This window comes from Halobacillus sp., assembly GCF_049282395.1.
Lineage (GTDB): Bacteria > Bacillota > Bacilli > Bacillales > Halobacillaceae > Halobacillus.
In genome coordinates, this window is record NZ_JBAPTY010000392.1 from 1 (window position 1) to 14,831 (window position 14,831).

Consider the following 14,831-nt stretch of genomic DNA (forward strand, 5'->3'; position numbering starts at 1 on the left):
GAAAACACGAAGAGCGGAGCGATTCGATGTTGCCTTATCGTACAGAAGTGAGGGAAGTCTCACTAGCCGCTAGGTGCTGGAGCTGGATAGCACTCCACGCCGTTTAGGCATTGGTTTATGACTAAACTATCCTGAGTGTAAGAACGGGAGAAGGAACTAGGAGAGACCCCACAGGGAGTGATAACGACCGAGGAGGCTCGCCGTTCCCCCACAGGAAAGTGTTCAAATGTGCAATCGCCCCGAAAGACACGACAAGCATAAGCCGACCATCAAAAGGGTTGCGGTTTTTCAATCCGTTGATGAGTGGCTTATGTCTCGAGTGTCTGGGGGATGGAACAAGACGAGTTATTTCCCCACCAGCCCTATACGTATTAAGTAACGGACCCCGATTTATCTCGTAACTGAGTTTTCAACAAACCGGCACTTTAGTTTAATAACGTTATTATGAAATACTTGCATGAATGTTTAATGAAACCAGTATAAAAGGCAGCTGAGCTGCCTTTTATATTACATATCATGGGAAGTTTTCTGATTTTGACGGGAATGGTTTTGATTTTTCACTTTATGGGATCCCTCTATAGGAGTGCCATAAGGCTGGTCGGGTCCTGTTGGCAAATTTGGTTTAGTTTGCTGTTTGGGGCCTTTTTTTCTAGGTGACATCGTTTTTTCCTCCTGCTTAAACTGAATTTATTTGCGCCGTCTTGCTTCCTCCGGACCTTCCATGGCAGTAGCCCCTGGATAACTCAATTGCTGATCTCGGTCAGACTCCACTTTTCTTGATTTTTTCAATTTCTTTTCTTGCCGATCTTTACCCATTTAAATATCCTCCTTTCACTCTTAGTATGAGAAAAGAGACAGGAGTCATACTCTCCTGTCTCTTTGTAATATCTTCTTTATTCCTTTTTAAAGTCATCCAGAAAGTCTTTTTGAAAGCTGGTGGTAACGGTGTTATTTTGAGGAGCTGACAACGGCTGAAATGGGTTACTTCCATACTTTTCAGTTAGATCATCTATGGCCTTATATAACTTCTCTTTGCTTGCATATTGTTCATAATTAAATAAATCGAGCTGCTGAGTAATTTCAGATTTTTCTGCTAGATCTTGAGCTGTTATTCCAAGAAGGCGTATTGGTTCCTGATTCCAATGTTCATCAAAGAGTTGTAAAGAAACTTGGAACAAATCTTCAGCTGATTGTATGAACTCCTTTAATTGCCGGCTTCTTGTAACGGTTTTTCTGTCATGATAACGAATCATAAGCTGTACATTCTGTGCGAGCACTTTTTTATTTTTCATGCGTGCTTCCACTTTATGTGTTAATCTTCGCAGCACACTCCGCACTTCCTCATCATCTGTAGTATCTTCGGGTAAAGTAGTAGAGGTACCAATACTTTTAAATTCATGAACCGCATCAGGATCAACCGGGCGCTGATCATCGCCATTGGCACGATTTTGCAGGCGCTCTCCATTAATACCGAGCAAGCGCTTTAATTCAAGGACAGGATGTGCGGCTAGTTCTCCTATTGTTTCCACTTTAATTCTTCTCAGCTTTTCTGCAGTTTTGTCGCCCACTCCATACATTTCTTCAATAGGTAACGGCCACAGCTTATTCTGAAGATCTCTTTTTCTCAGTATCGTAATTCCCATCGGTTTTTTCATATCGGAAGCCATTTTTGCCAAGAACTTATTTGGTGCTATTCCTATACTGCATGGAAGATCAAGTTCATCTGCAATTCGCTGTTGAATCCGCTCAGCGATTTCAGGCGGGGAACCCTGCGAAGCACAATTCGTAATGTCCATGTATCCTTCATCAATGGAAACAGGCTGAATGAGTGAGGTTACATCTGCCAGTATCTTAAACATCTCTTTTGAAGCCGTACGATACCTTTCGAAATTAGGTCTCATGACCATTAATTCAGGGCATAAACGTCTAGCCTCTCCAACAGGCATCGTCGTTTTTACACCAAACTTCCTTGCCTCATAACTGCTTGTTACCACAATTCCTCGCCGTTCTTCTGGGTTTCCAGCAATCGCAAGCGGCTTTCCTTTTAATTTGGGATCGAATGCCATTTCGACCGAAGCATAAAAGCTGTTCATATCCACATGAAATATGACCCGTCCATTTTTAGGATACCATTTAGACACATTAATCCTTCCTTTTTTCGAACTCTTGTTCTTCTATTGTAACATATTTGAAAAGAAGGTCTGAATACAATCAACTTAACGCAAAAAATCCCGGAATTTATCTCCGGGATTTTTAGGATTCTATTACTGTTCCGCTGCCTCTTGAATAATTGCTGTTACAAATTCAGCAATTTTTTCCAATTCAGCAACCGGAATACGTTCATTCTTGGTATGAATCTCTTCATAGCCTACTGATAGATTGACAGTAGGTACGCCGTACCCTGCTATAATGTTGGCGTCACTGCCACCTCCACTTGTCAGCAGCTGGCTTTCCCGACCAATTTTAGATGCAGCTGCGCGAGCGATTTCTACTACCTGATCGCCTTCCTTCTGCTTGAAGCCTGGATACATGATTTCAATATCCAAATCGACTTCTCCTCCCATTTCTTCTGCTGTTTCATGAAAGGCTCGCTTCATTTTCTCCACTTGTTCCTGCATCTTTTCAGGAACTAAAGAGCGGGCTTCCGCTAATATTTCTACGTGGTCGCATACAATATTCGTCTTCTGTCCGCCTTCGAAGCGGCCAATATTGGCTGTAGTTTCCTCATCGATACGACCAAGAGGCATTCTGGCAATTGCTTTTGAGGCGAGCGTAATAGCAGAAACTCCTTTTTCAGGAGCGACACCAGCATGGGCCGTCTTCCCTTTAACCACGGCATTAATCTTCGCTTGTGTAGGCGCGGCTACAATGATATTTCCGACTGCCCCATCACTATCGATGGCATAACCATATTTAGCTTTTAAAAGTGAACTGTCCAGTGCTTTCGCTCCTACAAGTCCGCTTTCCTCTCCAACCGTGATAATAAACTGTAAGTCTCCATGGTCTATCTTCTGCTCTTGAAGGGAACGAATCGCTTCAAGTATCGCTGCTACTCCGGCTTTATCATCTGCTCCCAGGATCGTTGTTCCATCACTTACGACATAACCGTCTTTAACGGAAGGATTTACTCCATTGCCTGGAACCACAGTATCCATGTGAGAAGTAAAATATATAGGGTCTGCTTCTTTTTTAGAACCTTTTAAGTTGCAGATTAAATTGTTCGCTCCATGACCGGTAATAGATTTTGCATCATCTTCCAAGACCTCAAGTCCAAGGTTCTGAAATTTTTTCTTGAGAACTTCAAAAATCTCAGCTTCAGCTCCCGTTTCAGAGTCCACTTGGACTAATTCTAAGAATTCTTCAAGCACACGTTCTTTATTAATTATAACCATTTCATTGTCCTCCTTCGTATGTAAACCACATCCTCTTAGTACGTTAGCTGAACTAAGAGGTGGTGTCAATTAAAGAGGGATGTTCCCATGTTTTTTATAAGGACGGTCTTCATGTTTATTTTTTAACATATCCAACGCTTTAATTAATGTAATCCTCGTTTCCCTCGGATCAATCACATCATCAACCATGCCGAGTCCTGCTGCTACATAAGGATTAGCAAACCTCTCCCGATATTCATCGATCTTGCTCTTTCGTGTCTCTTCAGGGTTTTCACTTTCCTTTATATCCTTTGCAAAAATAATATTCGCTGCGCCTTCAGGTCCCATAACCGCGATTTCGGCATTTGGCCATGCATAAACAAGATCTGCACCAATGGACTTACTATTTAATGCAACATATGCACCACCATAGGCTTTACGTGTAATGACCGTCAGTTTTGGCACGGTTGCTTCGGAATAGGCATACAAGATCTTCGCTCCGTGCCTTATGATGCCACCGTGTTCTTGCTTAATACCCGGGAAGAAGCCAGTCACATCTTCGAAAGTAATCAATGGAATATTAAAAGCATCACAAAAACGAATAAAACGGGACGCTTTATCGCTGGAATCAATATCAAGACCGCCCGCCATGTATTTAGGCTGGTTACATACGAGTCCTACTGTTTTTCCATTTAAGCGAGCGAAGCCTACCACTAGATTTTTTGCAAAATCTTTATGGATCTCAAAGAAAGATTCTTTATCCACTACTTCATCGATTATGATCCTTACGTCATAAGGACGCAGCGGATCAAAAGGAATCTTGTCCGTTAGATCAGGAAGATAATTATCATCTTCCATAACTTCTGCTTCTGGAGGTTTTTCTTTGTTATTCTGAGGAAGGTAGCTGACTAAATCTTTAACTGCATCAAGAGCAGCAGCTTCATCTTTCGTCTTTAAATGAGCGTTTCCACTCAATGTATTATGAACCTTAGCCCCGCCAAGATCCTCCGAGGATATTTGTTCACCTGTTACGGTTTCGATTACTTTTGGGCCGGTTATGAACATTTGTGAGGTTTTTTCCACCATAATAACAAAATCGGTAATCGCAGGTGAGTAAACAGCTCCTCCGGCACAAGGACCCATAATAACAGAGATTTGGGGAATAACTCCTGAATAAATAGAGTTACGGTAAAAAACCTGACCATACCCATCCAGAGAAGATACCCCTTCTTGAATTCTTGCTCCGCCCGAATCATTTAAGCCAATAAAGGGAGTTCCATTTTTTACGGCTAAATCCATTACGGCTGCTATTTTTTTTGCATGCATCTCGCCGAGTGCCCCACCATATACGGTAAAATCCTGAGCAAATAAATAGATATCCCGCCCGTCGATTTTTCCAAAACCCGTAACTACCCCTTCACCAGGAGCAGCTTTTCCATCCATCCCGAAAGCATCGTGACGGTGTTCAATAAATGGATTCAATTCAATAAATGAATCATCATCTACTAGGTAATCAATCCGCTCTCTCGCTGTCCACTTTCCTTTCTCATGCTGCTTATCTATTCTCTCATCCCCGCCCCCCATTTGGACCTGACGGCGTTTATCGTATAGTTCATTGATTTTATCAAAAATATCCACAGCTGATCACTCCTCCGACTTTGGTTGACATAGCTCATAAAGCACGCCGCTTGCGGCTTTTGGATGTAGAAAAGCAATTTGGCTTTCATGAGCTCCTAATTTTGGTTCTTCATGAATCAAAGGTACACCCTGCTCCTTATATTGTTCCAGACGAGTATGAATATCATTGACTTCGAGGGCAATGTGGTGTATTCCTTCACCTCTTTTAGTCAAAAACGACTGAATTGCCGATTGGTCGCTCAACGGCTCAAGAAGTTCAATTCTTGTTTCACCAATATTTAAAAAAGCTACCCTTACCTGCTCGGAATCTACTTCTTCAACAGATTCAAGCTCAAGACCGAGAGTATGCTGATAAAATGGAAGCGCCATGTCAATGCTTTCTACAGCTATGCCGATATGAGCAATCTTATTTGGTGTCTGCACCGTTTCTTTATGAATCAATTGCTTAATATATATGGCAATGGCATCGGTAGGGGAGCCACTGGTAAATATCTTGGTCACCCCTTTAGATTCCAGATAAGGAATATCCTCAGCAGGAATGACCCCGCCTCCTATGACAGGGATGTCTGCTGCTTCTTGTTCTTTTAATGACTCAACCACCTTAGGAAATAACGACTTATGAGCTCCTGAAAGGGACGATAGACCAATAACATCCACATCTTCTTGTATAGCAGCTCTTGCAATTTGTACTGCAGACTGCCGCAGACCTGTATAAATAACTTCCATACCGTGATCTCTTAACGCCTGGGCAATAATTAATGCACCTCGGTCATGGCCATCAAGACCAGGTTTTGCTATCAAAACTCGTATTGGCTTCATCACCATCATCCTTTCCTACATTCCCGTGTATTCACCAAATTCATCACGCATCACGTTTGCAATTTCCCCAACCGTCGCATAAGCTTTAACCGCTTCGACAATAAAAGGCATAACATTATCATTCGAGCGGGCTGCTTTGCGCAGCTCTGCCAAGCAAGTGTCTACTTGGGAATCATCCCTCGTATTTCTAACGTGCCTAGTTTTATCGATTTGTGCTTTTTCAAGAGCTTCATCTACCCTCAATAAATCCTGGTGAATTTCTTCATCTAATTGATATTCATTGAGCCCTACTACAATATCTTCATTGGCCTCCAGTCGTTTTTGAGCATCATAAGCAGTTTTATGAATTTCACGCTGCATATAACCTTCCTCGACAGCTTGAACAGCTCCACCCAATTTCTTTATTCGATCAATGTATTCGTTAGCTTCCTTTTCAATCTGATCTGTAAGTGCTTCGACGTAGTAAGAGCCCCCAAGAGGATCGATCGTATCAGCAACCCCGCTCTCATTTGCTATAATCTGCTGGGTTCTTAATGCAATCCTTGCTGAATCTTCTGTTGGAAGCGCCAGAGCTTCATCTCTTGAATTAGTGTGCAGACTCTGCGTACCTCCCATAACAGCAGCAAGCGCTTGCAAAGTAACACGAACAATATTATTGTCCGGCTGCTGGGCAGTCAGAGTACTTCCGCCTGTCTGCGTATGGAACCGCAGTTTCCAGCTTTTAGGGTTTTCCGCTCCGTAATGCTCTTTCATAATCTTGGCCCACATTCTTCGTGCTGCCCTGAATTTAGCTGCTTCTTCAAAAAATTGATTATGAGCATTGAAGAAGAATGCCAGCCTCGGTGCAAACTGATCCACTTCCAGGCCTGCTTCAATGGCCGCATCTACATAAGCCATTCCATTAGCAAGAGTAAAGGCAACCTCCTGGACTGCTGTAGAACCCGCTTCCCGTATGTGATATCCTGAAATACTTATGGTATTAAACTTGGGCAAATGAGTTTGACAATAAGCAAAAATGTCAGTGATTAATCTCATTGAAGGTTTTGGCGGATAGATATACGTTCCTCTTGCGATATATTCTTTCAAAATGTCATTTTGAATAGTACCCGTAAGCTTTTCAGGTTTTACCCCTTGTTTTTCCCCAACGGCAATGTACATGGCAAGCAAAATAGAAGCCGGTGCATTAATCGTCATCGATGTGCTGACTTGATCCAATGGAATTTCATGGAATAGTTGTTCCATATCATGAAGAGAATCAATGGCTACACCTACTTTGCCTACTTCTCCTTCTGCCATTGGATCATCCGAGTCATAGCCTATTTGAGTCGGAAGATCGAAAGCTACTGACAAACCTGTCTGACCCTGCTTCAGTAAGTATCGAAAACGTTCATTTGTTTCTTCGGCTGAACCAAACCCTGCATATTGACGCATGGTCCAGTATCGGCTTCGGTACATTGTAGGCTGAATTCCCCTTGTATAAGGGTACTGACCGGGAAAGCCGATTTCCTCTATGTATTGCTCCTCACTTTGAGACGGTTCATATAAACGGTCGATCGGTAATTCAGAACTTGTTATAAATGATGATTTGCGTTCTGGGAATCGTGCCGATGTTTTTTCGACATCTTTTTCCCAAGCTTGTTTAGAATGATCATAGTTGGATGAACGGGTCATATAAAATGCCTCCTCTTATCAATAAGTCCCTCTCTAGCATACCAGAAATGAAGCGCTTACCTACCTAAAAATTAGTAAAATTCTCATTTATATTGTAATTGATTTCCTGCCCTTGTCCAAATGAATGTTTTTCGATAGAATGTTGGGTAGGATGGAGCAAGAAGGAGGTTAAAAACCTTGGCAGCAAACAATAAGCAGCATCAACCAACGAAAAAGAAGAAATCTAAGCGAGAAAAGCGTACGAAAGTGGTAATCTATTTGATGATCCTTTCTATGGTTCTGTCGACTCTCTTAGCTGGTGCTTCATTTTTCTTATAACGTTTACAGGAAAATATAAAAAAACTGCCGGAAGCCTAGTCAGGCTTCCGGCAGTTTTTTTTATGTGGCAGGGTTAAGCAGCCTGTTCAATCCATCTCTTATCCAAGAGTCATAAATGCTTTTCATTTCGTCATTGCTTTTTACAATGACCACTTCGGATTCTAATGAGATTATATCAAACAGTTTTTCTACATCTTTATTTTGAAGTCGGATACAGCCAGCCGATACTGACTTACCAATTGATTCAGGCCGGTTAGTGCCATGTATTCCATATATTCTTCCATCGGTACCCCGAGCGTCAAACCCAATCCAACGGGTCCCCAGGGGATTTTCTTGCGTTCCACCGGGAATATTCTTTTTCCGATAGTAAGGGTCTTTAGCTTTAACTTTGACATGAAATTGACCTTCCGGGGTTAAGTCGGAAGTTTTGCCTATGGCGGCAGAGGCGTTAAACACCTCACTTCCTTCCTCAAAGACAGAAAGTTCATGTGTTGCTTTATTAACTATGATCACCGGTTCTTCATTGATTTGCGGCGGAAGTAATGGGAGGAACATCATCATGACTAACATCGTCAAATGCATAAGTCTCATCCTCTTTTAGTTCAAGTTTTCCCCTGCAAATGAGGGTTATACATATACTAAAAAGAGCTCTTAAAAATTAAATACTGTTCAATCTCATGTAATAGGTGAAAGAGACTAGCACGAGCTTCAAATTCTTCTCTCGTTTCGGGAAGCTCGTCCTCACGGAATTCCTCTTTCATATCGTTTAACTGATGCAGAAATAGTACAGCTGTATTTCCTGGATGAACTGCCTCGGCTAGTTCATCAAAGAAATCCCCAATTCTGCCACCGTGTTTGGACGGAGGCGTAATACGACTAACCAGGGGCAGCATTCGCTGTAATAAATCAAATTGTTTTGTCCTCATATGAAAATAATGATAATGACGATTATGAATCCGCAAAAGATGATTTTCTACATCTCGAAAAGCGAGTGATGTGGCTTTCTCCAGAATTTCTTCCGTTTCATCCATTTCTTTTCCTGTCCAGGAATCCCTGCCTTCTCTTAGGTAGGTCGCAATCTCTTTAAGGATTACCCTGAAATTTTCTTCTACTCTTCTCTGATAATCCTCTAATTTATTTTCTAAACTTGGCATATATAAATTTAACAGTAGAGCAGTACCAATACCTACAGTAATTAATATAATTTCGTTCCAAATAATACTCCATCCAATATCACCTGAGATATACAAATGGAGAATAATAACCGAACTGGTGACGATTCCCTGTGTTAACTTTAACCTTACAGTCACTGGAATAAATGCAAAAAGCATCAGACCAATAGCAATTGGGTTATAGCCAATGAGTATTTCAAAGAAAATGTAGGAAAATCCCATGGCTAACAAGCAGGCAGAAAAGCGGTGCCAGGAAGTTAGAAAAGAGCGCTTTCGGGTGATTTGAATACAGAGAATGGTTAATATTCCGGCTGAAACAAAGTTCTCCAATTGAAGCAGCTGTGCAATCCAAATGGCGATTGGCGTGCCAAGCGCTGTTTTTATCGTACGATAGCCGATCTTCAAATCTTTTTTTCACCTCGATACTCGTAATTTATATCAAAAAAGGGACCTTTGTAAGTACAAAGATCCCTTAAACGTATGATTATACTTCTTCACAATACTCATCAAAGCTGCGCTGAAGCTTACCGATGACTTCCATTGGCTCAAAACCTTCGATATCATGACGTTCGACCATTGTCTGGATTTTTCCATCTTTTAATAGTGCAAATGAAGGTGAGGATGGAGGGTAACCTTCAAAATATTCTCTTGCACGGTTGGTAGCTTCCCGGTCCTGACCGGCAAATACAGTAACCAGCTGGTCCGGCCGTTTATCATAGTGAATGGCATGAGCTGCTGCCGGCCGAGCAATACCTCCAGCACAACCACAAACAGAATTAATCATAACTAGTGTTGTGCCTTCTTTATTTAAAGCTTCATCAACTTCTTCGGGTGTTGTTAATTCGTTGTAACCCGCTTGTTTGATCTCATCGCGCGCTTGCGTTACAACGTCGTTCATGAAAATATTAAAATCCATGTAGCATGGCTCCTTTATTAAGTACTAGAGTCATTTTACCAAGATATTCATCGTCTTTCAATCCAATTGAGTTAACCCGATCAAAGGTTGTGCGGATATACGATGAAAGCTGCTCCCAGATAATCACTTAGGAACAGCTTTCTTAGTATTAATAGACTGAAGTATTATCTTCAGACATTTTTTCTAGAATCTCCTTAACACGTGCCAGGAAATTACCTGCAACCAGCCCGTCCAATACCCTGTGATCTAAGGAGAGACAGAGATTTACCATGTCACGTGCCCCGAACATGCCATTCTGATATACAGGTCTTTTCACAATGGATTCCACCTGAAGAATAGCTGCCTGCGGATGGTTAATAACCCCCATAGATTGTACAGAACCAAAGGAACCCGTGTTATTGACGGTAAATGTGCCGCCTTCCATATCTTTAGAAGTCAACTTACCATCTCTTGCTTTACCAGCTAAATCAGTAATATCTTTGGCAATTCCTTTAATGCTCTTTTCATCAGCATCACGGATAACGGGTACAAATAGTTGATCTTCTTTAGCCACAGCAATATTTAAATTAATGGCTTTTCGCTGGATGATCTTGTCTCCGCCCCAAGTACTGTTTAACTGCGGGTATTCTTTTAAGGCTTGTGCTACAGCTTTTACAAAGAAAGCAAAGTAGGTTAAGCTAAATCCTTCTTTTTCTTTAAACTGCTTTTTCTTTGCATTCCGAAGTTCCACCAGGTTAGTAACATCTACTTCTACCATCATCCACGCATGTGGAATTTCAGTTTTAGATTTCACCATGTTTGCTGCAATCGCTTTACGAACACCGTTCACAGGGATTTCAATGTCACCTTCTCCTGCTTGTACATTGGAAGCGGCAGCAGCTGGTGTTTGTTTTTCAGAAGAAGCAGCGGCAGGTTGAGCAGAAGGCTGTGCATTTCCCTCCGCATTTTTCTCGACTTGTGGAATCTCTCCACTTTCAATAATTTTCTCAATGTCTTTACGCGTGATTCGTCCTCCACGTCCCGATCCTTCAACTTGATTTAAATCAATTTCATGATCTTGGGCAAGAGTCATTACAGCAGGAGAGTAGCGCTTTTTATTCCCTTTGTCCTTTTTAGGCTGATCGGACTTTTGGGAAGTGGTCGTTTTCTTCTCTTCAAGTTTCTTTTCTTGCTTGACCGGTTCTTCTTCAGCTTTAGATTCCTCTGACTTTTCTTCAGAAGCTGAGCCTTCTACTTCAATATGGCACATTAAATCACCAACGGCCAGGGTCTCCCCTTCTTCCGCTACAAGTTCTTTTATTACCCCTGTGAAGGAAGATGGTACTTCTGCGTTCACTTTATCAGTCATAACTTCAGCTATTGGGTCATATTTATTTACTTGATCACCAGGCTCAACCAGCCATGTACTGATCGTACCTTCTGTAACACTTTCCCCAAGCTGAGGCATATTGATTTTTTCTACGCCCACACGAACTCCTCCTTAATTAAAATTCAGCGAGATCCCGCATTGCTTTTTCTACTTTATCCGGGTTCATCATGAAAAACTTTTCCATTGTCGGTGCATAAGGCATGGACGGAATGTCAGGACCTGCAAGACGCTGGACAGGTGCATCGAGATCAAATAAGCAATTTTCACTGATGATCGCTGATACTTCGGAAATAATGCCGCCTTCTTTGTTATCCTCTGTAACTAAAAGAACCTTTCCTGTTTTCGAAGCGGCTTCAATAATACCTTGCTGATCCAATGGATAGACGGTTCTCAAATCAAGGATGTGAGCGTCAATTCCTTCTTCAGCTAACTTTTCAGCCGCCTGCAGCGCAAAGTGCACACACAGACCGTAAGTAATCACAGTAATATCTGAACCTTCTCTTTTAACATCCGCTTTTCCAATAGGTAGCGTATAATCCTCTTCAGGAACTTCTCCTTTAATCAGACGGTAAGCTCGCTTGTGTTCAAAGAATAGAACTGGGTCATTATCACGGATGGAAGCTTTCAACAGCCCTTTCACATCGTATGGAGTTGAAGGCATTACAATTTTTAGCCCAGGCTGGTTTGCGAAGACAGCTTCCACCGATTGAGAATGATAGAGAGCCCCGTGTACACCACCACCGTAAGGAGCACGAATCGTCATTGGCACACTCCAATCGTTATTAGAACGATAGCGCGTCTTAGCAGCTTCGGAAATAATCTGGTTCACTGCAGGCATGATGAAGTCAGCGAACTGCATTTCTGCTACCGGTCTCATTCCATACATAGCAGCCCCAATTCCAACACCTGCGATTGCAGATTCAGCGAGGGGTGTATCAAGAACGCGATCTTCTCCAAACTCATCATAGAGTCCGTCTGTAGCGCGGAAGACCCCGCCTCGCTTACCGACGTCCTCTCCAAGCACGAAAACTTTATCGTCCCGCTTCATCTCTTCTCTTAAAGCCTGCGTTACAGCCTGAATATAAGATATAACTGCCATTTTTATTCCCCCTCCTTACTCTTCATTCTCTTCATAGACGTACTTCATTGCCGATTCCGCTTCAGCATATGAGGCATTCTCAGCATAATCAGTTGCATCATTGACAATTTGATTAATCTCTTCATTCATTTCGGTTTCTATCTCTTCAGTCAGTATGTTTTGTTCGCGTAAGTAATTCGCAAAAGTAACTATAGAATCTTTCTTTTTAGCTTCATCTACTTCTTCCCGCTCCCTGTATGTGCGATCATCGTCATCACTGGAGTGAGGGGTCAGACGATAGGATACTGTTTCAATCAGGGTAGGGCCTTCGCCGTTTCTGCCACGGTCTGCCGCAGCTTTAACTGCCTCATAAACGGCTAGTGGGTCATTCCCATCCACAGTAAAACCAGGCATACCATATCCGATGGCACGGTCAGAAACCTTTTCACAGGCAAGCTGTTTCGAGACAGGTACAGAGATGGCATATTTATTATTTTCTACCATAAAGATAACTGGAAGTTTATGAACGCCTGCAAAGTTTGCTCCTTCATGGAAATCACCCTGATTGGAGGAACCTTCACCGAAAGTCACAAGTGACACAAAATCTTTCTTTTCCATCTTTCCAGCCAGGGCTATACCTACTGCGTGGGGTACTTGAGTCGTTACTGGAGATGAACCTGTTACAATCCTGTTTTTCTTCTGTCCGAAGTGACCTGGCATTTGACGTCCACCTGAATTCGGGTCCTCCGCTTTAGCAAAACCAGAAAGCATCAAATCCTGAGGTGTCATGCCAAAGGAAAGGACAACTCCCATGTCCCGGTAGTAAGGCAAAGCATAGTCTTTGGTTCGGTCAAGAGCATAGGAAGCACCTACTTGGGCAGCCTCCTGACCTTGACATGAAATAACAAATGGAATTTTACCTGCACGGTTCAATAGCCACATTCTTTCGTCAATCTTTCTTGCCATAAGCATGGTTCGGAACAAATCTAAAACTTCTTCGTCACTAAGTCCTAATGATTTATGGCGGTTTTCAGCCATATTTCCCCCTCCTTTATTTATCCGTGGATTTGATTACCATCTACAGCCATAGCTGCTTCTCCAATTGCTTCTGCGAGCGTCGGATGCGGGTGAATACTCTCAGCAATTTCCCATGGAGTGGCATCCAGTACTTTCGCAAGACCTGCTTCAGATATCATATCCGTTACATGCGGACCTACCATATGAACTCCTAAAAGATCGTCTGTATCTTTATCAGCGATGATTTTTACGAACCCATCGGTTTCTCCAAAAACAAGAGCTTTACCAATAGCCTGAAATGGAAATTTCCCAGTCTTTATATTATAATTCTCATCTTTAGCCTGCTGTTCCGTCAAACCTACACTCGCTACCTCAGGATTTGAATAAATGCAAGTAGGCACATGATTATAGTTCATTGAGTGAGGGTTTTGGTTAGCCATATGTTCAACTGCTGTAATCCCTTCATGAGAAGCCACATGAGCCAGTTGCATCCCGCCGATTACGTCGCCAATCGCATAAATATGACTTTCTTTCGTCTGGTAATAGGAATTGGTCTGAATTACACCATTTTCAACTACAATATCTGTATTTTCCAGACCAATATTTTTAACGTTGGCCGCACGCCCCACCGAGACAAGCATTCGGTCAGCTTCATAAGTAATTGCTTCACCGTCTACTTCTGCCTGGATAGAAATGCCTTCCTCTTTATTAAGGGTTTCCGGCATCACTTTGGCACTCGTTACAATATTAATTCCTTTTTTCTTCATTTGTTTTTGCATTTCCTTGACGACATCCTGATCCTCTGTCGGTAAGATCTGAGACATATACTCAAGTACAGTGACTTTGACTCCAAAATCTGAAAGCATGGAGGCCCATTCGATTCCTATGACTCCCCCGCCTACAATTACAATAGAAGATGGTAATTCTTCCATATAGAGGGCTTCATCTGAAGTCATTACCTGTTTTCCGTCCACTTCCAGCCCTGGTAGAGACTTAGGACTTGAACCGGTAGCTATTAATACATTTTTAGGAATTAACATTTCGTTTTCTTCCCCATTATTCATTTCCACAGATATTGTTCCCGCTGTCGGTGAGAAAATGGAAGGACCAAGAATTCTTCCAAATCCTTCAAAAATATCAATTTTCCCTTTCTTCATTAAACCTTGCACACCATTATGTAGGGTGTCTACAATTGATTGTTTACGCTCTTGAACCTTAGTGAAATTAAGCGTTGGCTCTTGAACTGTCACACCAAAATCTTCCGCTTCCTTTGTCTGACGGAAAACCTCTGCACTTCTGAGTAAGGCTTTCGATGGTATGCATCCCCGGTGAAGGCATGTCCCTCCAAGTTCACGTTTCTCAACAATTGCTACTTTAAGTCCAAGCTTCGAAGCACGGATAGCTGCGACGTAACCGCCTGTTCCGCCCCCGAGAACGACTAAATCATATTCTTCAGCCATGT

General features: G+C 42.2%; 15 protein-coding genes. 1 reads left to right on the forward strand and 14 read right to left on the reverse strand.

The features are described 5' to 3' along the window. Window positions 1-507: 507 nt before the first annotated feature. The 7 genes from WAM07_RS16345 to WAM07_RS16375 all read right to left on the reverse strand — a co-directional run bounded on the left by WAM07_RS16345 (window position 508) and on the right by WAM07_RS16375 (window position 7,499). Window positions 508-660, reverse strand: a complete 153-nt coding sequence (locus WAM07_RS16345; protein ID WP_041601354.1) for a small acid-soluble spore protein P — start codon at window positions 658-660, stop codon at window positions 508-510. Window positions 661-687: 27 nt separating this feature from the next. Continuing rightward, a complete protein-coding gene (locus tag WAM07_RS16350; protein ID WP_422168480.1) occupies window positions 688-816 on the reverse strand; it encodes a YpzI family protein in 129 nt (42 codons plus the stop codon). 77 nt (window positions 817-893) lie between these two features. Then, window positions 894-2,141, reverse strand: coding sequence for a DNA polymerase IV (locus WAM07_RS16355; RefSeq protein ID WP_422168481.1), 1,248 nt, complete (start codon window positions 2,139-2,141; stop codon window positions 894-896). A 123-nt stretch (window positions 2,142-2,264) separates the two neighbouring features. Then, entirely contained in the window at window positions 2,265-3,392 is a 1,128-nt protein-coding gene (locus WAM07_RS16360) for a M20/M25/M40 family metallo-hydrolase (protein ID WP_422168482.1), read from the reverse strand. 69 nt (window positions 3,393-3,461) lie between these two features. After that, window positions 3,462-5,009 (reverse strand): acyl-CoA carboxylase subunit beta, encoded by a 1,548-nt coding sequence (locus WAM07_RS16365; protein ID WP_422168483.1) that lies wholly within the window; start codon window positions 5,007-5,009, stop codon window positions 3,462-3,464. 6 nt (window positions 5,010-5,015) lie between these two features. Further along, window positions 5,016-5,828: a methylmalonyl-CoA epimerase gene (gene mce, locus WAM07_RS16370; RefSeq protein ID WP_422168484.1), complete on the reverse strand. Its 813-nt coding sequence runs from the start codon at window positions 5,826-5,828 to the stop codon at window positions 5,016-5,018. 15 nt (window positions 5,829-5,843) lie between these two features. After that, window positions 5,844-7,499 carry an acyl-CoA mutase large subunit family protein gene (locus tag WAM07_RS16375; protein ID WP_422168485.1) on the reverse strand — a complete coding sequence of 552 codons (1,656 nt, stop codon included), beginning with the start codon at window positions 7,497-7,499 and terminating at the stop codon, window positions 5,844-5,846. A gap of 177 nt (window positions 7,500-7,676) precedes the next feature. On the opposite strand from WAM07_RS16375, the gene prli42 reads away from it, so the two are divergent. Further along, window positions 7,677-7,817: a stressosome-associated protein Prli42 gene (gene prli42, locus WAM07_RS16380; RefSeq protein WP_422168486.1), complete on the forward strand. Its 141-nt coding sequence runs from the start codon at window positions 7,677-7,679 to the stop codon at window positions 7,815-7,817. A gap of 60 nt (window positions 7,818-7,877) precedes the next feature. Here the strand turns inward: prli42 and WAM07_RS16385 are convergent, their stop codons facing one another. The 7 genes from WAM07_RS16385 to lpdA form a co-directional block, all read right to left on the reverse strand. Continuing rightward, a complete protein-coding gene (locus tag WAM07_RS16385; protein ID WP_422168487.1) occupies window positions 7,878-8,408 on the reverse strand; it encodes a L,D-transpeptidase in 531 nt (176 codons plus the stop codon). A 47-nt stretch (window positions 8,409-8,455) separates the two neighbouring features. Further along, entirely contained in the window at window positions 8,456-9,394 is a 939-nt protein-coding gene (locus WAM07_RS16390; protein ID WP_422168488.1) for an aromatic acid exporter family protein, read from the reverse strand. Between the two features lie 79 nt (window positions 9,395-9,473). Continuing rightward, window positions 9,474-9,905: a BrxA/BrxB family bacilliredoxin gene (locus tag WAM07_RS16395; RefSeq protein ID WP_224892726.1), complete on the reverse strand. Its 432-nt coding sequence runs from the start codon at window positions 9,903-9,905 to the stop codon at window positions 9,474-9,476. A gap of 148 nt (window positions 9,906-10,053) precedes the next feature. Then, complete coding sequence (locus WAM07_RS16400; protein WP_422168489.1) at window positions 10,054-11,373, reverse strand: dihydrolipoamide acetyltransferase family protein; 1,320 nt, start codon at window positions 11,371-11,373, stop codon at window positions 10,054-10,056. Window positions 11,374-11,389: 16 nt separating this feature from the next. Continuing rightward, entirely contained in the window at window positions 11,390-12,373 is a 984-nt protein-coding gene (locus WAM07_RS16405) for an alpha-ketoacid dehydrogenase subunit beta (RefSeq protein WP_422168490.1), read from the reverse strand. 15 nt (window positions 12,374-12,388) lie between these two features. Further along, window positions 12,389-13,390 carry a thiamine pyrophosphate-dependent dehydrogenase E1 component subunit alpha gene (locus WAM07_RS16410; RefSeq protein WP_422168491.1) on the reverse strand — a complete coding sequence of 334 codons (1,002 nt, stop codon included), beginning with the start codon at window positions 13,388-13,390 and terminating at the stop codon, window positions 12,389-12,391. A gap of 17 nt (window positions 13,391-13,407) precedes the next feature. Continuing rightward, a complete protein-coding gene (gene lpdA, locus WAM07_RS16415) occupies window positions 13,408-14,829 on the reverse strand; it encodes a dihydrolipoyl dehydrogenase (protein ID WP_422168492.1) in 1,422 nt (473 codons plus the stop codon). Between the last annotated feature and the right edge of the window lie 2 nt (window positions 14,830-14,831).